19 protein-coding genes are annotated in these 20,456 nt (G+C 43.3%); all 19 read right to left on the reverse strand.

The features are described 5' to 3' along the window. Positions 1-3 precede the first annotated feature (3 nt). Positions 4-414 (reverse strand): flagellar motor switch protein FliN, encoded by a 411-nt coding sequence (fliN, locus tag FCV43_RS06465; RefSeq protein ID WP_017052497.1) that lies wholly within the window; start codon positions 412-414, stop codon positions 4-6. A gap of 17 nt (positions 415-431) precedes the next feature. Next, entirely contained in the window at positions 432-1,481 is a 1,050-nt protein-coding gene (gene fliM / locus FCV43_RS06470; RefSeq protein WP_017052498.1) for a flagellar motor switch protein FliM, read from the reverse strand. 7 nt (positions 1,482-1,488) lie between these two features. Beyond that, entirely contained in the window at positions 1,489-1,986 is a 498-nt protein-coding gene (gene fliL / locus FCV43_RS06475) for a flagellar basal body-associated protein FliL (RefSeq protein ID WP_017052499.1), read from the reverse strand. Positions 1,987-2,018: 32 nt separating this feature from the next. Beyond that, positions 2,019-4,103: a flagellar hook-length control protein FliK gene (locus FCV43_RS06480; RefSeq protein ID WP_136994389.1), complete on the reverse strand. Its 2,085-nt coding sequence runs from the start codon at positions 4,101-4,103 to the stop codon at positions 2,019-2,021. A 247-nt stretch (positions 4,104-4,350) separates the two neighbouring features. After that, positions 4,351-4,794, reverse strand: a complete 444-nt coding sequence (gene fliJ / locus FCV43_RS06485; protein ID WP_017052501.1) for a flagellar export protein FliJ — start codon at positions 4,792-4,794, stop codon at positions 4,351-4,353. Positions 4,795-4,800: 6 nt separating this feature from the next. Further along, the gene (gene fliI / locus FCV43_RS06490; RefSeq protein ID WP_017052502.1) at positions 4,801-6,120 is read right to left on the reverse strand and encodes a flagellar protein export ATPase FliI; all 1,320 of its coding nucleotides are present in this window, start codon (positions 6,118-6,120) and stop codon (positions 4,801-4,803) included. Then, entirely contained in the window at positions 6,120-6,920 is an 801-nt protein-coding gene (gene fliH / locus FCV43_RS06495; protein WP_017052503.1) for a flagellar assembly protein FliH, read from the reverse strand. The genes fliI and fliH overlap by 1 nt, the downstream gene beginning before the upstream one ends. 96 nt (positions 6,921-7,016) lie before the next feature. Then, positions 7,017-8,072, reverse strand: coding sequence for a flagellar motor switch protein FliG (fliG, locus tag FCV43_RS06500; RefSeq protein WP_017052504.1), 1,056 nt, complete (start codon positions 8,070-8,072; stop codon positions 7,017-7,019). Then, positions 8,065-9,747, reverse strand: a complete 1,683-nt coding sequence (fliF, locus tag FCV43_RS06505) for a flagellar basal-body MS-ring/collar protein FliF (RefSeq protein ID WP_431188283.1) — start codon at positions 9,745-9,747, stop codon at positions 8,065-8,067. Before fliF ends, fliG begins: the two co-directional genes overlap by 8 nt. A 77-nt stretch (positions 9,748-9,824) precedes the next feature. Then, complete coding sequence (gene fliE / locus FCV43_RS06510) at positions 9,825-10,136, reverse strand: flagellar hook-basal body complex protein FliE (protein WP_136994392.1); 312 nt, start codon at positions 10,134-10,136, stop codon at positions 9,825-9,827. 118 nt (positions 10,137-10,254) lie between these two features. Further along, positions 10,255-11,661: a sigma-54-dependent transcriptional regulator gene (locus tag FCV43_RS06515; protein ID WP_113796778.1), complete on the reverse strand. Its 1,407-nt coding sequence runs from the start codon at positions 11,659-11,661 to the stop codon at positions 10,255-10,257. Then, the gene (locus FCV43_RS06520) at positions 11,661-12,701 is read right to left on the reverse strand and encodes a sensor histidine kinase (RefSeq protein WP_113796776.1); all 1,041 of its coding nucleotides are present in this window, start codon (positions 12,699-12,701) and stop codon (positions 11,661-11,663) included. Before FCV43_RS06520 ends, FCV43_RS06515 begins: the two co-directional genes overlap by 1 nt. Before the next feature lie 139 nt (positions 12,702-12,840). Next, positions 12,841-14,307, reverse strand: coding sequence for a sigma-54 dependent transcriptional regulator (locus tag FCV43_RS06525; protein WP_136994394.1), 1,467 nt, complete (start codon positions 14,305-14,307; stop codon positions 12,841-12,843). 226 nt (positions 14,308-14,533) lie between these two features. Further along, positions 14,534-14,944 carry a flagellar export chaperone FliS gene (gene fliS / locus FCV43_RS06530; protein WP_017052510.1) on the reverse strand — a complete coding sequence of 137 codons (411 nt, stop codon included), beginning with the start codon at positions 14,942-14,944 and terminating at the stop codon, positions 14,534-14,536. A gap of 12 nt (positions 14,945-14,956) precedes the next feature. Then, the gene (locus FCV43_RS06535; RefSeq protein WP_017052511.1) at positions 14,957-15,262 is read right to left on the reverse strand and encodes a flagellar protein FliT; all 306 of its coding nucleotides are present in this window, start codon (positions 15,260-15,262) and stop codon (positions 14,957-14,959) included. A gap of 4 nt (positions 15,263-15,266) precedes the next feature. Then, positions 15,267-17,282 carry a flagellar filament capping protein FliD gene (gene fliD, locus FCV43_RS06540; RefSeq protein WP_136994396.1) on the reverse strand — a complete coding sequence of 672 codons (2,016 nt, stop codon included), beginning with the start codon at positions 17,280-17,282 and terminating at the stop codon, positions 15,267-15,269. A gap of 20 nt (positions 17,283-17,302) precedes the next feature. Next, the gene (gene flaG, locus FCV43_RS06545; protein ID WP_017052513.1) at positions 17,303-17,728 is read right to left on the reverse strand and encodes a flagellar protein FlaG; all 426 of its coding nucleotides are present in this window, start codon (positions 17,726-17,728) and stop codon (positions 17,303-17,305) included. An 85-nt stretch (positions 17,729-17,813) separates the two neighbouring features. Then, a complete protein-coding gene (locus FCV43_RS06550) occupies positions 17,814-18,944 on the reverse strand; it encodes a flagellin (protein WP_017052514.1) in 1,131 nt (376 codons plus the stop codon). A gap of 444 nt (positions 18,945-19,388) precedes the next feature. After that, positions 19,389-20,456: flagellin (locus FCV43_RS06555; protein ID WP_240697132.1), on the reverse strand; the 1,068-nt coding region annotated here is incomplete at its 5' end.

The raw sequence follows: 20,456 nt of genomic DNA on the forward strand, positions 1-20,456 counted from the left end.
GATCTACCTAAGCTTCTTAATACGTTCGGTCTGGCTGATAACATCCGTCAGGCGAATACCAAACTTATCATTCACGACAACCACTTCGCCGTGAGCAATCAAGGTGCCATTAACCATCACATCCAAAGATTCACCGGCAACACGGTCTAACTCAACCACTGAACCTTGGTTTAATTGCAAAAGATTTCGAATGCTAATTTGAGAGCGTCCAACCTCCATAGAGATGGTCACTGGAATATCCATTATCGTATCGAGCTTACGTCGCTCATCTTCGGATATTGGTGCTGACGAATCTTGTAACTCTTCAAGAGGCGCAGCCATGATCTCATCAACATCTATACTTGGTGCACTTGGATCTTCACCCAATGCGGCAGCCCACTCATCCGCTAGCTTTTGGTCGTCACTTGGTTCCATTCTCAATACCTATTATTTTATTCTTCACTTTGCTCTTCAGCATCAAGATCAGACATGATGTCTTTACCCAAGAATGCTAGATCCGTTTTCACTACATGTGGTCTGCTAATTTTCTCAGACACTTGAACTGCAAGTTTTTCACCTGAACGCCCCATCTTAACTCGGTAAGTGGGTAGCTCTTCAACAAACATGGTGGCATGTTTAGGCATTTCCATCGGGATCACATCACCCGGTTGCAGTTCCATTAAATCTCTTAATGAAATGTCTTGTTCCAATAGATTAACTCTGAAGTTGACCGGAACATCCATAATTTCGTCACGAAGTGCGGTGCTCCAACGAACGTCAGTTTCCATTTTGTCGGATTGGACACCAGCATCAAGCAATTCTCGGATTGGCTCTACCATCGAATACGGCATAACGACGTGGAAATCACCACCACCACCATCCACTTCAATATGGAATGAACTAACGACGATCACTTCCGTCGGGCTCACAATGTTTGCCATACTTGGGTTTACTTCAGAATCAAGATACTCAAACTCAACGCCCATCACTGGCGACCATGCTTCCTTGTAATCTTCAAATACGATTTTCAGAAGTAACTGTATGATCCTGCGCTCTGTGGGAGTAAACTCACGGCCTTCAATTTTCGCATGAAAACGTCCATCGCCACCAAAAAAGTTTTCTACCAAAATGAACACTAATCGCGCTTCCATGGTAACCAGAGCCGTTCCTTTTAGAGGTCGGAAACGCACCATATTCAAACTGGTTGGAACGTATAGTGTATTTTGATACTCACCAAACTTCATCATCTGAACGCCGTTTATCGACACTTCAGCCGTTTTTCTCAGCATGTTGAATAAGCTGACTCGCATATGCCGAGCAAAACGCTCATTGATAAGTTCCAAGGTCGGCATTCGACCACGAACAATTCTGTCTTGAGATGAAAAATCAAAACTCGTAGCACCTTCAACCTCGGCACCAATATCGTCATCATCAATATCATCAACATCATCAACGCCGTGTAACAGCGCATCAATTTCGTCTTGGCTTAATAGATCAGTCACGTAACACCTATTGAATTACGAAATCAGTGAAAAGTACCTTCTCAATAACAGGTTTCCCTACCGCTTTGGTCAAACTTGCTTTTACGTCTTCTGTCGCTTTGTTTCGCAATTCCACACGACCTGTTGCCGAACGTAATTGATTCACTGTGGCGGAAGCAAAAGTAGCAAGCAGTGCACTTTCGATTAAAGGAGAGTGGTAGCGTGCTGCATTTTCATTTTCGCTGCCTCGAACCATCAACTGAACTTTAATTTGTACTAAACGATCTCTTTTGTCCCCAGTAACATTAAATAAGAAAGGCTGAGGAATATTTACGTAAGCGGCGAGATTTTCTACTGCAATTGGCGCCGCTTCTTGCGTTCCGCTTTGTTCAGGTGAGCTATCTGACCCCATAAAGAAAAAGGCAGCACCACCGCCACCAGCTAATAGTACGACCACGGCAATAATTATGATTAAGAGCTTACTCTTTCCTTTTGGCGCTTCGCCTGTTTCTACTTCGTCAGCCATAATTGTCTCTAGGTTATTATTTTATTGTTAGTTTAAGCGTAATAACTGATTCCATCACGCTTTGTAGCGACATTCAAATCAAGTTTGACATCTGCATCAAAATTTTCACCATTTTGATCATTATTTGAACCAAAAACTGATGATGCCCCTTCACTTGCAGACGATCCAAACTGCCCCTGTTGTTGACCCGAGCTTTGTTGCTGTACTGATGAGTCTGCAAGTTGTAACCCTTGTTGAGCTAACATTTCACGCAGACGAGGTAATGTTTGCTCAATTATTTCCCTAGCTTGTGGGTTTGATACCGTAAAATGCACATTCGCTAAATCATTATTCATCGTCATACGAATTTGCATTCGACCAAGCTCTGGCGGGTCGAGTCGAATGTCTAAGTTTTTAAGGTTTTTAGACATCATCATCTGTATTTTTTCTTGAACCTGCTCATTCGCTAACTCTTTTGTTAGCTGCAGCGGGGCTTGTTGTGCTGCTTGAATTTCAGCACGAGCTTGTGCTGGAGTCGGCGTTCCAGGCTGACCAGATGCAGACGCTATTTGCTGAGCTAATGTATCTGAAGCTTCATTGCCCGATGACTTGCGCGTTGCCCCTATTGCTCCAGCCCCTAACGCACTCGCTAATGCCGCTTGGCTTGCCGCATTTTTACCGCTCATTCCAGAAGCCTGTGCCGCGATGTTTAAAGCGTTAGCATCAGTGCTCATCGCTTGCTGTGCTGAAAATTGTCCCATTATCGCTTTATCTGCTGCGCTTTTGTCTAGGGCCGCTTTTTCAGTCAACACTTTTTCTGTAATGTCATTCTCAGTTAACATCGCTTGAGCAGCTTGCTGCTGATTCAATGCATTATGAACGGATGTGGCTAATGCACCTTGAGCCCCTTTTGCTGCGATCTGCCCGTCTATTTTCGGCTCCATTGCTGCCACGCTTCCCCACTGAATTTCTTGAGGATTAGCAGCAACGTTGTTGCTAGAGAGTTCGTTATTGTTCGAAAGTTCACTACTGGCAGACGTTTTATTTGATAACGAGTTCGTGTCGACTTTATTTGGTGACACAGCAGAACTGTTAGCCGCAGATTGGTTAGACAGCGGCTGTTTTGCCAAAAGATCAGTAGCCGGAAGCTCGTTCGATAATAAAATCTGCTCTTCAGCCGCGATCTTACTTTTTAATACAGCGACCGCTTCCAGCTCTTGTTCAGATAAAGGAACCGTCTCACTTTTCGCAATCAAGGCGTCGAGTTGTTTTTGATCCGCGAATTTAACGTCTGTGATAAAAGCTCGTTCTTGCTCTGTTAACTGTACATTTTGTGGTGCCAACTCTTCAGCGACACTCTCTTGCCCACCCGAAGCGGGCTCTTTACTGACATCCGATACCGTAAGCGTAGGATCTAGCTCTTTCGATATTTCAGATGTGCCACTCTTCATTAAATCTGAATGGTTAGGAAGTGGATTCTGGGTGCTCGTTTGCGCACTCACCGTTTCAGAAGCACCTTTTGACTGAGGCAATGTTTTGCCGTCTTCTGGTTGAAGCGTTTTATTTGCCTCATCCAGTCGGCCAAGCAATTCGTTTCCTTCATCCATCACCGCCGACACTTTCGATGGTTCCGCGCTCTCACCTGCTTTCAGTACTGGGTTTTGTTCGCTGTTTTTTCCTTGCTGCGCACTCATTACCTGATGTTTTGAGCTATCAGACTGCTCAGCCTGAACCGAGTCACCGCTCGTATTAGATGTCTGTTTTACTCCTGGCTCTTCACCAGTAACTGACTTTTCATTTGAAGTAAGAGGCGCTTCACTATCAGCAGTTATCTCGCCCTCTTCAGAGGAGACCTCTTTGCTCGCGTTGTCACCGCTCGCTTTACTGCTATCGACTTTTTTCTCACCATCAATTTCAGTGTCTGAATCTGAGTCATTAGACGATTTTTCTGACTTCACTTTTGTTTTTTCTACATCCGATACTTTTGCCTCTTCACCTTGGCCAAACGCTTCTTTTAGCGTAGCAAAGAAACCTTTCGACTCTGCCGCCTCACTGGAAGAAGATGCGGAACTGCCGCTGCCCTTTTGCAGAAGGGAAGACTTTGAGCTATCGGAAGTTGATTGAATATTAAGGTTCATGTCAAAGGCTCTCACAAAAAAGTTTTCTGATTGAAATCGTTCTATTTCACACCAAGTGAAGGACCACACGTACTGAGCCAAGAGCAGAAGCAGCTAAAACATTGACAAAATACAATTGCAACTGAAAACTTTGCAAAAAATGAGCCAGTTAACGGAAAGCTTCGCTATTAAATTGATAAGGAGGGAGAACCATTATTAAAATGGTTCATCAAATAGGGTATCGGTGTGGTGACATAAAAGAAAAATATCAGAAATGCGATTTCTTTCGGCTATACAGCAGTGTAGAGAACTCATCCATCTGTTTTTGGTCTCTTTTCTCTTCGAGTTGTCGCTTCTCTGTCTCTTTCTTCTCCATCAACCACTCGTAGGATTTGCATTGCTTTCGCATTTCTAACCAGTACTCTTGGCAATTATCCACTTGGTTTTTGAAGTGAGATTCTGCGTCTCTCTGTTTTGATAAGGTTTCATCAAGCTGAGTTAAGAAGCGATTCAAGTGCCCATACTGACTGGCGGTAAGGCCGTTTTTGCCACGTTCAATCAACTGCTGACAGTAATCCAATCGATACTGTTCTATCTGGGCCACTTGCTTGTAGTAGTCTTCAAGTTCGATATTGGCTTGATTCAGTGCCATTTGAGCTTGGTTTTGCTTCTCTTTCGCCTGCTCAAGCAAAAAATCTAATGCATTATCCATAACTCACTACCCTCCGAGAACATGCTTCAACATGTTGACACACATATCGTAAGGTACGCTCTCTTTCATTTTCTGCTGCAAATACTCATCAAGTTTAGGTTTCAATGTAAAGGCACCATCAATGGCGGGATCGGTCCCTGGTTTATAGGCACCAATCGACACTAAATCTTGGTTTTTACGGCAAATTGAGAGCACTTGTCTCACCGCTTTTGACATCAACATATGCTCATCAGTGGTGATTTGCGGCATCACTCGACTCACAGATCGTTCAACATCAATCGCAGGGTAATGACCTGCATCCGCCATTTCACGAGACAGTACAATGTGTCCATCAAGGATTGCTCGTGAAGCATCTGCAATTGGATCTTGTAGGTCATCACCTTCGGTTAAAACGGTGAAAAAGGCGGTAATAGACCCCTGTTCTTGGCTTCCGTTACCCGCTCGTTCTACTAAGGCTGGTAGTTTTGCAAAAACAGAAGGTGGATAACCTTTCGTTGCCGGAGGTTCTCCAACAGACAGAGCAATTTCACGCTGAGCTTGAGCAAAACGCGTCAATGAATCCATCAACAGTAGAACGTCTAACCCTTGATCACGAAAGTACTCCGCAATCGTCAGGGCGGTTTGGCAACCTTTTAATCGCATCAGTGCCGAGGAGTCAGCAGGGGCAGCAACGACCACTGATCGTTTACGCCCATCTTCTCCAAGAATCTCTTCAATGAACTCTTTAACTTCCCGTCCACGTTCACCAATTAACCCTACCACAACAACCTGCGCGGTCGTGCCTCGCGTCATCATCCCTAGGGTTACGGATTTACCCACACCTGAACCAGCAAAGAGGCCAATACGTTGTCCTTTACCGACAGTAAGAAGCCCATTAATCGCTTTTAAACCAACATCCAAAGGTTCAGAAATTGGTTTACGTGCCAGAGGGTTGATCGGAACTGCGTTTAGTGGAGCTCGATTTTCAGTATAAATAGCACCTAAACCATCAAGTGGGTTCCCAACACCATCGATGACACGGCCTAATAGTTCCATCCCAACAGGCAACCCACTTTCTCGGGTTAAAGGCGTCACTTTTGCACCGGGCAAAATACCGGATATCTGTTCACTTGGCATAAGGAATAAGTTGTCATTAGCAAAACCAACGACTTCTGCCTCCATCACGCCAGACATGGTTTCCACATGACACAAACTGCCGACTGGTGCTCGGCAACCTGTCGCTTCAAGAGTTAACCCAACAACACGTACTAGCTTACCAGAAGCGATTGGACGACTGGTTAGCCCTTCGACTTTATATTGTTCAAGTCTTTCTGCCAGCGCCAACATCACGAGTGTCCTTGATGTCGGTTCGCGCCACAGAAACCTTGGATCACAGTATGAATACGATCTTCCATTCGATAATTAACGCTCGATTCTCCAGCTTCGATCTCCACGTCTCCGCGGTTTAACGCAGGCTCTGACGCTAACGACCAATTACGGCAATCAAGTTCGTTATCACCATAAGCGGCATGCACTATCGCGACATCTTCAGGGTTTAACTTAATGGTGATCGCATGTCCAGATATCGGCAAGGCTTCAACTGACTCTTTAAGGGTATCGAGAATGATCTGTGGATTAGTTTGGACTTCAACGTGGACGACCTCTTTTACCAAGGTCAATACCATATCAACAAGCTGTTTTTCTACCTGAGCATTCATTAATTCAAGTGGCTGAGCAAATTGATTGGCTAATCCCATAAAGATACTCACTTGTTGCTGGATGTACTCTTGTCCAGCAGTGACGCCTTCAAGCTTTCCAGCTTCATTGCCTTCGGAATGGCCCGCTTCGAAACCCTCTTCTTTACCCTTCTCATAACCTTGCTTAAAGCCAGCTTCTTGCCCTTGATGCAATCCATCTTGGTAAGCGCCTTGCTTGATCAATTCAATCTGTTCTTCGGTGAGTTCTAAAGGAGCCTCTGGTTCGGGCTCATCAAAGTCAGGCATCCAACCGGGATCGTAATTAAACGCGGTATCTTTCGCTTGTTTATTTATTTCTGCCCCATAATCGGGCAGACCCCACTTTTTAGGTTGCTCAATGTTTTCATCTTCATCGGGGCGTAAGAAGCCTCTTTTTCTTTCACCTGACATATTGATACCTGTATAAATGGAATTGGGGAATGATGTTTATTGGGTTAACGTACAAACAAAAATAATGAAGCCTCACGAGGAGGCTTCAGGGCGTCTTTATAAGAACTCGTCTGCGCCGCCAGATAGCATAATCTCACCACTATCAGCCAAACGCCTCGCAACAGTAAGGATCTCTTTCTGAGCAGATTCAACATCGGCAACACGAACCGGTGGCATCGCTTCGATATCATCACGCATCATATCAGCGGCACGTTTAGACATGTTCTTGAAGATCTTCTCACGCAAGCCTTCGTCAGCACCTTTAAGTGCACGTTGCAGTACGTCTTGTGGTACGTCACGTAGAAGTTTCTGAACGCCTTGGTCATCCACTTCGATAAGGTTTTCAAATACAAACATGAGGTCTTGAATTTGAGTTGCCATGTCTTCATCTTGATCTCGGATTTGATCCATCAAGATACCTTCAACGCTGTTATCCATGTAGTTCATGATTTCAGCAGCCGCTTTCAGGCCACCAATTTTCGCAGCTTGAGCACCAGCTTGACCAGCGAACTGTTTCTCCATGATCTCATTTAGCTCTGCCAATGCTGAAGGTTGGACTTCTTCAAGGTTGGCAATACGCATCATTAAGTCTAGGCGTACACGTTCAGGGAATTGAGACAGTATTTCAGCAGACTGATCCGACTCCAAGTAAGAGAGTACAATGGTTTGGATCTGCGGGTGCTCATTGATAATGATGCTCGCCACTTGTCTTGGATCCATCCATTTGAGTGAATCCAGACCTTTTGAGCCTGTACCCAGTAGGATTTGATCAACTAAGTTATTCGCTTTATCTTCACCAAGAGCGGCAACCAGTGCATTACGCATGAAGTCTTCGCTACCCATACCGATATTGGTGTATTTCTGGATATCTTCGAGGAATGCGCGGTGCACAGCCCCAACCTTCTCTTGGCTCAAATCATTGGCTTTTGCCATCGCACTACCAACTCGTTGGACTTGCTTTGGCTCAAGATGGCGGATAATGCCCGCAGCATCTTCTTCATTAAGGCTCAATAAAAGAATAGCGGCTTTTTCATCACCACTGATCCCTGAAATATCAACTTCAGTTCCAGCGCCATCAGCGCCTTCTTCTTGATTTACGAGTTCGTTAGGCATCCATCATCCAATTTTTCACAACTTGAGCAGCAAGCTCTGGTTCATTCGCGACAAGAGCACGAACAGCTTTAAGTACATCTTCATCTTTATGTAGGTTTGGTAAGTCGATACCCGATCCAAATTCGAACAGCTCACCGCCTTCAATATCACCACCAATCAGGCTGGTTTCACCATCGCTACCGATAGGTAAACCATCTGGGCCGTACATTGGATCTTCCTCTTCTTCCGCTGGGTTAAGCAATTTCTTCATTGCTGGGCGAACCAGTACAAGAATCACAACGATGATAACCAATGCACTTGCAAACCAACGGATCCAGTCATTAAAGTTCGGGTGTTCCCAAATTGGAACATCCGGAAGAATATCCGCTTCTTGAACGGCAAACTTAACGCTTAAAACATTAATTAAATCACCACGAGCTTCACTGAAACCAACCGTACCAATAAGTATTTGTCTGATGGTGTCAATTTCACCGGCGGTTAATGGTGTATAAGTTACTTCACCTGTTTCAGTATTAATTGAGCTGTGCTCTTTAATTGCAACAGAAACGGTTTGACGATTAACAACACCCGTCTGTTTTCGCTCGTGGCTGATTGTGGTATCAAGTTCAAAATTTCGAGTGGCTTCTTTATGGACTGAGCCTTGGCCTAATATCGATCCATCTTTCATTTGAGCGACATCTTGCGGTATTGAGGCATCAGCAGGTGGCTGATTGCTCAACGCACCAGGGACACCCGCCACCACATTGCCATTGTTATAATCTTCAAGTGTGTACTCACTTCGAGTCGCTGGAGTTCCAGGATCAAAGCGCTTTCGAGTTTGCTCTACCGCACTGAAATCAAGTTCGATATCCACTTGAGAAGTATAGTTACCGAGCCCTAAAATTGGGATAAGTACTGAGTCTATTTTTTCTCTTAGCTCTTGCTCTTGATTACGTTCTAACTCTTGTTCTTTACGACGAGCACTCGATAGTGGGTCTTGTGAACCTGAACTTAATAAGCGCCCGTGCTGATCCGTCACTGTGATACGAGATGTTTTCATACCAGGTACGGCACTCGCCACCATATCAACCACAGAGTCTATTTCTTGCTGACGTAAATTTGCGCCCATACTAAGAGTTAAAACAACCGATGCTGACGCGTCTTGGCTATGTCGAACAAAAACACTCTGTTTAGGTAGTGCCAATAGAACTTTCGCTTTTCTCACTTGCTTCATTTGTTCTATTGCTTTGGCAAGTTGACGCTCACGGCTTAACTTAAGGCGCTCTTTTTCCAAGCGTTGAGATACACCAAAACCCATATCTTGTAACAGGATATCATCGCCTTCGTTTCTGGCTTGATTCACTCCTGCTCGAACCATATTGAGTTTTAATGAACTGTATTCACTGGCAGGAACTTGAATGGTATTTCCATCCAGTTTGTATTCTATTTTTTGTTGATCAAGGTAATCAAGTACTGGGATCATCTCTTCGGTTTCATAAGCACCAAGCGGGCGCATTTCTGGCTCTTTTACCCAGAAGAAAAGCATCACAATCAGTGCGACACAGATTGAGATGGAAAGTACCAGTACCACTTGTCTTAATAGATCGAGATCGCCGACAGCCATATCAAATTTGGACGAGCTACGTTCATCTAAATCTGGGTTTTGTCCGTCTATATGGTGATCAGACTGTGCCATCAATGCACTGTCTCCACCATCTGTCACCGTTAAGTCTGTAGAATTTTTATCGTCAGCCACTATTTACTACCCAAAATTTATACCGGCATATTCATCAATTCTTTGTAAGAGTCCACCAGCTTATTTCTAATCTGAATGGTCGCATCAAAGGCAACACCTGATTTATTTCTAGCGATCATGACATCTGATAATGAAACATCTTCATCACCGCGATCAAAGCGCATTTGTAAGTTACCTGATGTTTTTTGTAATGAATTCACATTGTTGATGGCTTGATTCAGCATGTCACCAAAATCAACTCCAGCTTGTTTTCCAGTCACCGCTGGTCTGCTATTTGTTGCTTCTAGCATCATGGCTTGCATTTCACCTTGTAAACCATCAATTCTCATTCTTACCTCAGAAGCCAAAGTTTTGACTATTCGTTATGCCCTAATATTGACAGAGCAAATTATATGCCATTCCTAATATGGTACAGCAAATTCCATTTGTAGTGATTGTTTACTGATACTAATTTGGAATATCTATCCCAGCATCACGCATCTTAGCGAGTTTATAGCGTAAGGTTCTTGGGCTAATACCCAGCTTATCCGCCATCTCTTTGCGCTTACCATTACACTCAATTAAGGTTTCAAGGATGATGGCGTACTCTTGATCTCGCAATTCACCACCTAACCCTTCACTCGGTATTTTTGCAACCGATGCATCCGCTTCTGCGATAGGTTTAATTTCAGGTGTGGCTATATTACCTTCAGATACAATATTTTGAAGGCTAGTAGCGTCTGCCCAATCAACGCCTTCTAATAAAATATGATCACAGGTAATGTTTGATTGCTCGCTTAAAATCAATGCTCGCTGAACAACATTATCAAGCTCTCTGACATTCCCTGGCCATGGGTACTGAAGTAGTTTATTGATCGCATCAGGTGAAACCGTCGGAACCGCCAAACCTAACTTGGTACAGTGGCGCTCAACAAGGTGTTTAGCCAATGGTTCGATGTCACCTTTACGCTCACAAAGCGCAGGCCACGTAATTGGGAAAACATTCAAGCGGTAGTACAAGTCTTCACGAAAGTTACCTTCTGACACGTATGTCTTCAAATCTCGGTTACTGGTCGCTAGTACTCGAACATCTAACTTAATGCTTTTGCGACTGCCCAAACGTTCCACTTCTCTCTCTTGAAGTACACGTAACAGCTTAGCTTGTAAGTTCATGTCCATTTCACTGATTTCATCAAGTAAAATGGTGCCACCTTGAGCTTGTTCGAATTTTCCAGGGCACGCCTGAATTGCGCCAGTAAATGCCCCTTTTTCATAACCAAACAAGGTTGCTTCTAGCATGTTATCGGGGATCGCGGCACAGTTAATCGCTATAAATGGGCCATCTTTACGATTTGAGGCGTTATGAATATAGCGTGACATGACCTCTTTGCCTGAACCACTAGGCCCCAAAACCATCACGTTCGCATCAGTTTTTGCGACTTTTTCAGCAAGTACTAATAATTTTAAACTTTTTTCATCGGCAACAATCGCATCGCCATTATCATCAGATTTTACAGGCGCATAACGGCTCACCATATTGAGCAATACTTCAGGGGCAAAAGGTTTCGCCATGTAGTCAATCGCGCCTTCTTTCATTGCGGCAACGGCATCTTCAATATTGGCATAAGCCGTCATAAGTAAAACAGGCAGATTTGGCCAATGCTGCTTAATATTGCGCAGCAGTGCTAACCCTCCCATTCCCGCCATTTGGACATCGGAGACCACAATATCAACTTGGTTCGCTTTAAGTTTAACTAAAGCATCTTCTGCACAATCGGCCTCTAGCCATTCATACCCTGCGAGAGCCAAGGTATCAACGAGAGCCTCACGTAGACCTTCGTCATCTTCTACGATTAACACTTTGCTTTGAGCCATTATGATTCTCCAGTGTGATTTTTATCTAGCGGTAAGCACATGGTAAAACATGCGCCATCCCCTTCTTCTGATATTAATTCTAGTCGCCCTTCATGAGCACGACAGACCATTTGTACGACAGCAAGCCCTAAGCCTGTTCCCTGTGAACGAGTCGTAAAAAATGGTTCCATGATTTTACTTTGAATCTCTTTGGGAACACCCGGTCCACTATCTTGCACAGAAATACGTAATTCACCATTAACCGGTCGGAAAAAAACATCAATCTGTGACGCTTTACCAGCAATCTGGATGGCGTTAAGCACCAGGTTACTTAATGCCGACGCAATTGCATTGGAATTGCCAAGCATTTGCGTCTCTTCATGTTCTATCTCTTGGCAATAGTCGATCTGATTATTTTTCAATGCAGTTTCAACCATTGGTTGGTATTCAGCGACCAAATCCTGAATTGTAAATCCGCTCACAACTTTATTATCACCCCCCTTCGCAAAGAGCAGCATATCATTGACTTGTTTTTCTAAATCATGAAGTCGATCCATCAATTTGGATTGAAAGCGGTCTTTGGTTGCCGTAGGTAAATTGGGAGCGGCTAAATTTGAAGCGTATAACATTGCACTTGAAAGTGGGGTTCTGACTTGGTGCGCAAGAGATGCCACCATACGCCCTAATGAGGATAATCGCTGAAGGTCACCAACACGCGCTTGAAGTAACCGGGTTTCGGTCAAATCGGTCACAAGAATCAGTTGGCCTGTCGCAGAAGCGGAAATGGCTAGACGAACTTTTCGTCCATTCTTTAGTGATATTTCATGTCCATCATCTTCACGTGGATCAAAGGCACTTTGAATAATGGAAAACCATTTCTCACCGACTAGAGTCACACCCAGAATACGATGAGCTTCAGGGTTTGCTTCTCGAACCTCCCCTTGAGTATCGAGCAAGATGACCCCAGCAGGCATAACATCAAGCACTTGCTTATAACGTTCAACTTGCTGCTCAACAGAATCTAAATGTGACTGATTCTCTATATTATTCGATGATGACATGTCGTCTTTATTCCTAACAGGCGCGGCTAAAAACTAGAATAGCCTGATATGCAAAAACACACCAGGCTATTATTATTTAATAAACAATAAGTTAACACCAGTCAAAAAATTGACCGCTATCCTCTATGAGCCGAACTCTTTATCGTTGTAAATTATACTTACGCATTTTTTCGACTAAAGTTGTTCTTCGCATACCTAGCATATCTGCCGCTCTTGCCACAACGCCACCTTGAGCCTCTAGGGCTTGGCTGATCATATTGACCTCCAAGTCGGCTAACAGCTCTTTCAAATTCACCCCTTCTGGAGGAAGAGATTGTGGCGCGTTCATATGCTCAGCAAGTTCATCGGGTTGATCAAAGCTAAAATCTTCAGCGAAAATATCGGCAAGGGCATCTCTTTCTTGCTCTTCAACTGTACCATAAAGCTGATTTTCAGGCTGAAATTCAGGAATGTCACTATAGCGATACTTTGTTGGTAAGTGATTAACATCAACAAGGCTATTTGGATATAGGATCACCATTCGCTCGACAAGATTTGCTAATTCACGAACGTTACCAGGCCAACTATGCTCCATCAAAGAGTTAATAGAACGTGGGGTGAAACAAATTGGCAAGCTACCTTCTGCTTCCATGCGAGTCATTAGCTCTTGCAAAAGCAGTGGGATATCCTCTTTTCTGTCCTGTAGCGCTGGCATTTCAATTGGGAAGACATTCAAACGGTAATATAAGTCTTCACGAAATGACTCATCTTCAATCATCGTTTCTAAGTTTCGATGAGTCGCAGCGATCACTCTGACGTTAACTTTAATAGTGGTGTTCCCACCAACACGTTCAAAGCTGCGCTCTTGAAGCACTCGAAGCAGTTTAACTTGCATCGACATTGGCATATCACCAATCTCATCAAGGAACAGAGTGCCACCTTCCGCTAACTCAAAGCGACCTTTACGCGATGTAATCGCCCCTGTGAATGCGCCTTTCTCATGACCAAACAGTTCACTTTCAAGTAAATCTGGCGGAATAGCACCACAGTTAATAGGAACAAATGGGCCTTTTCTTCGAGCAGAATGGTAATGAACATTGCGAGCCACTACCTCTTTGCCTGTTCCTGATTCGCCGAGAATAAGCACATTGGCTTCAGTATTCGAAACTTGCTCAATTAAATGACGTACATGCTGAATACCATGGCTCTGCCCAACTAGGCTTCTAAAGAGTGTGTTTTTTCGTGCTGAAGCTAAGACTTGTACGCCTTTACGACCGAGAAACTCTTTGCAGTGTCTTAAAGCATCACTTAATTGCGGGTAGTTTAAAGGTAGAGCAAGATCTCCTACATAATTAGGAAGATCATCTACTGGATATAGGTGTTCACCCATGATTAACAGCGGGATATGGTTAGATTGCGCAAGTTTATCTATCAGCAGCGGGGAAAAGCCACCGCCTTTGATCGAACCGATAATGCAGCCCGACCAGACACGAGACCAATCAACAGTATTGATCTGATCGGTGCTGATTACTTCGCAGAGTTCTCCAACGAATTCTAATATGTTGCTTAGATTTAAACGACTTTGAGCGTCGTCTTCAATTACAAGCAGTTTTGCTAAGCCTTGCATAAGTAAGAATTATTGCCTTAATTTTTGAAACGTTGCGGTCAAACTTTGAGATACGTCACCTGAAATAGCGCTATTTTTAACAGTTCTATAAGATAACGATAGACACATTACGGAAATCAGCAACAAAAAAGCCATTAGGCTGTCTAATGGCTTCTATTTTATTTGATTAAAAAAATAAGGCAACCAAGCAATTAGGCGATGTGAGCTTGGTTTAAACTTTAGTTATTTATATTCCTACTTCAGCAGCCGTTAAATTGTGATATTCGTTCGGAATTTGATCCCATGCCGATTTAATTTCGCGAATAATCTCAATTACGTCATCAATAGGCTGAGGATCATTTTTGTGATTTGCCGTTGAAATTTGTGTGATCATGAATTCATAAAGCTGATCTAGGTTTTTTGCTATCTCTCCACCATCAGAGATAGAGAGGCAACTACGCAAGCTAATGATGATATCTAATGCTTTACCTAAACGTTCGCCTTTCACAGGAATGTTACCAGCTTGCATCGCTGCTTTACCTTGAATAAGACGCTCGATAGCACCACCCATCAGCATTTGGATCACTTTATGCGGGGACGCAGCGCTTAGCTGGCTATCCACTGATACCTTTTTGTAAGCTTGTAAAGAACCACGCATAGTATTCCTCTTTTATAAAAACTTTTTATATTGCTGAAGTGATTTGCTTCCGTGTCGATACTTTTGAAGTATTTGCCCGACTCGATTGGTTTCTGATTGCATCAATTCAACTAAGTGTTTAGTTCGAGCAATAGCCTCATGCCATTGCTTACTTTGTTTAAATTCCGGGTTTTCACCTAGAAAATGCAGAGTACTCTGCAGTAACTGTTCTCTTTTATCGACCAAGGATACGATTTCTTCAGCATTAATTTCTTTTTCTTCTAATGCTTTCAGTAATTGGTGATCTAGTTCACAAAGAAGTGCCAGTTTTGTTTGCATCATATTAACCTAATGCATTCATCATGCCAGAAAGTTGAGACTGCATATTTCCTGTCGCTTCTTTCATGGCGGTAAATTTTGAGTGGGTTCTCTTCTCTAAACCTTCCATACGTCGATCTAGAGTGACTTGATCATCACTTAAACGGTAGTTCTGTTCAACGATACTTTTTTCACGCGTACGAATCGCGCCGGTTACGCCAGTCATGCTTTGAATCGCATCTTCGACTTTCTTTGCAAAACCATTATTTCCACCAAAAAAATCCTCCAACTTATTGAAGTTATTATTTAATTGGCGATCTAGCATATCGTAGTTAATTTCAAGTGTGCCTTGACGCGTGGTGGTGACACCAAACTCGGTTAAACTTTGAATATCTTTTGGTGCTTTAGAAATACTACTGGAGAAGACACTCTTTAAACGAGAATCGGCACTTCTGACAATACTGTCTCCCGCTAATGGGCCTTTCTGACCTGTCGTTGGATCAACAGAAGAGAGCTGCTTAGACATCTGATAAAACTGGTTATACGCGGCAACGAATTGCTCAATATCATCTCGCACACTGCGTCTATCATACTCGATGCCAATTTCTGCCGGAACCTTACCTTTTTCCGTTTTTCCTTTGAGGGTTAAATCCACACCTTCAATGGCATCTTCAATGATATTATTGTTACTCGATAATTGAGCGATACCATCTAAGACAACAACGGAATCTTGACCAGCTTGAACTTCCGTCATCCCCTTATAGCTATCAAATGACCTTTGTGCTTTTTCTAGATCGACTTGAGCTTTTTCCACTTTTTCAAGATGTGCTCTCTCTTCTGGGGATAACTTTGCTCGTTCAATCTGCTTTGCTTGTTCTGGTGTTAACTCTCCAGTTAAAACGGCATTTTCAATCGCTGCTTTTTCTTCTGCGAGCTTTTTATCAAGCTGGATTTGCGCTTCTTTCGGGGTTACAAAAGAGTCTGTAAGCGTACCTGAAGCGGTATTTGTCCAACCTGGAACATCGGGCGCTTTTTCAATCGCTTTCGCGTCCAGTTCAGCTTCAGGCGTGTAATATGAATCAAGTAACGTCCCGGAAGCAGTCTCAGTCCAACCTGGAATATTATCTTGTGGTAATAACGAAGCGGTTTTTGCGGCGGCTTGCAGAGCATCCGTTGCTGCATCTACAGGTAAGCCTGTCAGAGGATCAATCGTTTGTGTTTGTGGATTATTTGGATCGGTAGTGGCGTTTGAACCCGTTGCTTGATCTTGTGCAGTTTTATCTTGTAAAAGTGGGTCGTTACCGTTGGCTTTATCTGAACCTTCTGAATTAGCCCCTAGGCCATTAATCGCATTAGGATCGTCAGCCACGATCAGCTCTTGAGCCGCGCTTCTCGCTTTCTCTAGATCGGAAACACGCTCTTCAAGAGTTTTGTATTCAAATGTTTTTAACGCATCACCGGGCTCGGCATCTACGTTAATTTTTATCGCGTGGTCTTTACCTGACAAATTAGAAGCCAGTATAAGACGTGGGCCTTCAACGTCGTTGATTAAAGAAGCACGAACGCCAGGGTTTTTACCGGCGCCGTTAATACCTCTAACAACATCAATCAATTTTGAATTAGCACTGATATCAACGTCGAAGTTTTTATCACCAAGCGAAACCTGCAGCTTGCCAGGGCCAAATTTAGTATCTTCCGCAATAACATCGGAAGCCACTTTGTGACTCTGAGCAAGCTGCAACACATCGATGGCATATTTACCAGCTATCGCATCTGTTGTTGCAGTTGCTGAGACAACTTCATCATTCGTGGTATCGACTTTTCGAACTGCAAAAGCCTTCTCCTGACGAAAATTTGTCATCAGATTTTTCATCGTATCTAGCGATTCTCTGAGTCGCCCATAAGCACTAATGCTTGAGTCATTCTTCATCCGCTCATTATCGATACGTTGCTGCTTTGGCACGCGTTCCGCATCGACAATTTTGCTGACCATGGCATTTATATCCATGCCAGAAGACATCCCCATAGGGCCTAAACTCATTAAATCACCTCAAAAACGACTTATACCTTTTCCACTAGTAATCCGCTACTAGAGGTGTGGGCTGCTAAGCGTCGCAGTATCTCTAACATTTCTTCATCTGGTATTTGACGAATGATATCACCCGTTGTTGCTTCATAAATTGTCACAACATCTCGACCAGACTCTTCGTCCACTTTAAAAGAGACCCCTTTGTTGATGGAAGAAATAAATTCATTCATTTTTTCAACCATCTTCACACGCTGTTCTTTGTTTAGCTCTTGTCGTTCTTTTGCAAGTTCGATTGCAGCTCCAACGGTAACATCGTGTTCTTCCACAACCTTCTCTGGTTGTTTGACCTCTTTAGAACGAGAAACATTAGGTGCGCCACTACTGTTTTCAGAAGCAATTTGTATGCCACTTGGCGAACCGTAAGGCTGGATGTTCGATGTGTAGGATGAAATGTCCATAACAATCTCCCTTCCGCCTCATGGGCTAGTAACAGTCATACCTTATCTGCTACCACCTTTAAGCTATATGTTTAACTTAGGTGTATTAGCCCAATAAGCTAAGAGCGGCAGATGGTGTCTGCTTCGCTTGAGCTAAGATTGAAGTACTCGCCTGTTGTAGGATTTGAGACTTAGTCATAGCGGTTGTTTCTTTTGCGTAATCCGTATCTTTAATTCGGCTTTGAGATGCGTTTACGTTTTCGTTGATGTTATCAAGGTTGCTGATTGCATGGTCAAAACGGTTTTGGAATGCACCCAGTGACGCACGTTGGCTATCAACACTTTTTAGAGCGCCATCAATAATAGATACCGCTTCTTGTGAACCCGCAACAGATGTTACATCAATATCTTTAACTGTGACATTTTTCGCAGCACCGATGCCAATTTCGCTCGCTAAGCCGCCAGAGAATTCAACTTCACCATCCACTTTTTGAGTTGAAGCAAAAAGTTGCAGTTTGCCATTTTCACCAACCGATGCTTTTACTTCATCGTTTTGACCATTGATGTAAGTCGCAAGCTGCTCTAAATCGTCGCCTTGTTTAGCGTTGATTTCGACTTCTTTCTCTTCACCTTGCTTATTAGTATAGGTCATTGTTAGATCTGTATCTTCAGATACTCTCCAACTTGCGTCCTTACCTTCTTCAGCTGCGTAGCTTTTGCCACCCATTGCCATAGTATCTGAACGCAAGCTATTCATAGAAAGCATAACAGCTTCGCCAGAATCCGCGCCGATTTGGAATGATTGAGTACCAAAAGTACCATTTAGAAGTTTGTTACCACCAAATGAAGTCGTTTCTGCGATACGGTTTAGCTCGTCATTAAGGGCTGTTACTTCCTCTTGGATAGCAACACGCTCTGATTTAGAGTTTGAACCATTTGATGATTGTAGCGATAGATCACGCATACGTTGTAGGATGTTGGTCGTTTCATCCATTGCACCTTCAGCGGTTTGTGCAATTGAAATACCATCATTAGCATTACGAACCGCCATATCTAAACCACGGCTTTGCGCGTTTAAACGGTTAGAAATTTGTAGACCAGCAGCGTCGTCTTTTGCGCTGTTGATTTTATAACCTGAAGACAAACGCTCCATTGATTTTTGAGTACCTTCAGCTGCACCGTTTAGGTAACGCTGTGCGGTCATTGCAGATACGTTTGTATTTACATTTATAGCCATAGTTGATCTCCTTAAGGCATTGTTTGATGGCCTTGGTGTCTCTCACCACACCTCGGCACATCTCATTTCTCTCAATCCCTTTAACGGCCCCTATATTAGAAGCTTTAGGAAAAAAATTAGTTTTTTTGTGTTTTTTTTCAACTAAAAAGAAAAATGTGATCAACTTCTAAACTATTGGGCGATTTCCTCTTAAAAATATCATCTCGTTTCAAACCAAAAACCAATGACCAAATCGTTCACAAAACGCGCTATACGTATAAATAAACAACACAAAAATCACCCTATGTAGAACATCAAAAAGTGAAAGAAGCGTCTTCAGGCCTAACTTGGGGCGCTATCAGCACCCTATTTTATTATTTCCAATAAAAAACCCAGCCAACGCTGGGTTTTAAACTTTTTAACTATCTCTATTTTAATTCACCTGATTAAAGGTGCTTAAAATAATTAGCCTAGTAGGCTTAACGCTGAGTTAGGCGCTTGTTTCGCTTGAGCAAGAATTGAGCTCGATGCTTGACCAAGAATTTGTGTCTTCGTCATTTGCGTCGTTTCTTTCGCGAAATCGGTATCTTTGATACGGCTCTTCGATGCATTAACATTTTCGTTAATGTTATCTAAGTTATTGATTGCATGTTCGAAACGGTTTTGGAAAGCACCCAGTTCTGCACGGTGGCTATCGACATATTTAAGTGCCGCATCAATCACTGCTACAGATTCTTGTGAACCGCCAACTGTTCTTACATCGATAGAATCAACCGTCTCTTTACGACCCGCTTGCATGTCTAGCTCACCCGCCAGACCACCAGAGAATTCAACGTCGCCCGATACTTTGTTGCTACCTGCAAACATTTGAAGTGCGCCATCTTCTGTCACTGATGCTTTTACTAAGTCTGTTTGACCGTTGATGTAAGTCGCAAGCTCTTCGATATCGTCACCCGCTTTCGCGTTGATGTTGATCTCTTGCTCTTGACCAGCGGTATCAGTCAGCTTAATCGTAAGGTCGTTAGCGTCTGATTTAACCGCCCAATCTTTATCTTTTGCTTCGCCAGCTTGGTAACCAGTACCGCCCATTTTTACGTTGTCTGAACGCATATCGCGCAGAGTCAACATAACAGCTTCGCCGTTATCTGCACCAATTTGGAATGATTTCGTTCCGTGAGTGCCGTTCAGTAGTTTGTTACCACCAAATGATGTGGTTTCTGCGATACGGTTTAGTTCATCGTTAAGCGCTGTTACTTCTTCTTGAATCGCAACGCGCTCAGCTTTTGAGTTTGAGCCATTTGAAGATTGTAGTGACAAGTCACGCATACGTTGAAGGATATTAGTGGTTTCATTCATTGCACCTTCTGCTGTTTGTGCAATTGAAATACCATCATTCGCGTTGCGAACAGCAACATCAAGACCACGGCTTTGTACGTTTAAACGGTTCGAAATTTGTAGACCCGCTGCGTCGTCTTTCGCACTGTTAATTTTGAAGCCTGATGATAGGCGTTCCATTGAGGTTTGCTGAGCACT

This window comes from Vibrio genomosp. F6 (assembly GCF_005146325.1).
GTDB classification, from domain to species: Bacteria; Pseudomonadota; Gammaproteobacteria; order Enterobacterales; family Vibrionaceae; genus Vibrio; species Vibrio cortegadensis.

What these genes read in the sequence shown, in the direction of transcription:
- fliS (WP_017052510.1), bottom strand. Translation starts at nt 14,944, where the DNA reads ATGCGTGGTTCTTTACAAGCTTACAAAAAGGTATCAGTGGATAGCCAG.
- FCV43_RS06480 (WP_136994389.1), bottom strand. Translation starts at nt 4,103, where the DNA reads ATGAACCTTAATATTCAATCAACTTCCGATAGCTCAAAGTCTTCCCTT.
- fliD (WP_136994396.1), bottom strand. Translation starts at nt 17,282, where the DNA reads ATGAGTTTAGGCCCTATGGGGATGTCTTCTGGCATGGATATAAATGCC.
- fliI (WP_017052502.1), bottom strand. Translation starts at nt 6,120, where the DNA reads ATGTTGGCGCTGGCAGAAAGACTTGAACAATATAAAGTCGAAGGGCTA.
- FCV43_RS06535 (WP_017052511.1), bottom strand. Translation starts at nt 15,262, where the DNA reads ATGCAAACAAAACTGGCACTTCTTTGTGAACTAGATCACCAATTACTG.
- fliH (WP_017052503.1), bottom strand. Translation starts at nt 6,920, where the DNA reads ATGTCAGGTGAAAGAAAAAGAGGCTTCTTACGCCCCGATGAAGATGAA.
- FCV43_RS06525 (WP_136994394.1), bottom strand. Translation starts at nt 14,307, where the DNA reads ATGCAAGGCTTAGCAAAACTGCTTGTAATTGAAGACGACGCTCAAAGT.
- fliF (WP_431188283.1), bottom strand. Translation starts at nt 9,747, where the DNA reads ATGGCACAGTCTGATCACCATATAGACGGACAAAACCCAGATTTAGAT.
- fliN (WP_017052497.1), bottom strand. Translation starts at nt 414, where the DNA reads ATGGAACCAAGTGACGACCAAAAGCTAGCGGATGAGTGGGCTGCCGCA.
- fliL (WP_017052499.1), bottom strand. Translation starts at nt 1,986, where the DNA reads ATGGCTGACGAAGTAGAAACAGGCGAAGCGCCAAAAGGAAAGAGTAAG.
- fliJ (WP_017052501.1), bottom strand. Translation starts at nt 4,794, where the DNA reads ATGGATAATGCATTAGATTTTTTGCTTGAGCAGGCGAAAGAGAAGCAA.
- FCV43_RS06520 (WP_113796776.1), bottom strand. Translation starts at nt 12,701, where the DNA reads ATGTCATCATCGAATAATATAGAGAATCAGTCACATTTAGATTCTGTT.
- fliG (WP_017052504.1), bottom strand. Translation starts at nt 8,072, where the DNA reads ATGCCTAACGAACTCGTAAATCAAGAAGAAGGCGCTGATGGCGCTGGA.
- FCV43_RS06550 (WP_017052514.1), bottom strand. Translation starts at nt 18,944, where the DNA reads ATGGCTATAAATGTAAATACAAACGTATCTGCAATGACCGCACAGCGT.
- flaG (WP_017052513.1), bottom strand. Translation starts at nt 17,728, where the DNA reads ATGGACATTTCATCCTACACATCGAACATCCAGCCTTACGGTTCGCCA.
- FCV43_RS06515 (WP_113796778.1), bottom strand. Translation starts at nt 11,661, where the DNA reads ATGGCTCAAAGCAAAGTGTTAATCGTAGAAGATGACGAAGGTCTACGT.
- fliE (WP_136994392.1), bottom strand. Translation starts at nt 10,136, where the DNA reads ATGAGAATTGATGGTTTACAAGGTGAAATGCAAGCCATGATGCTAGAA.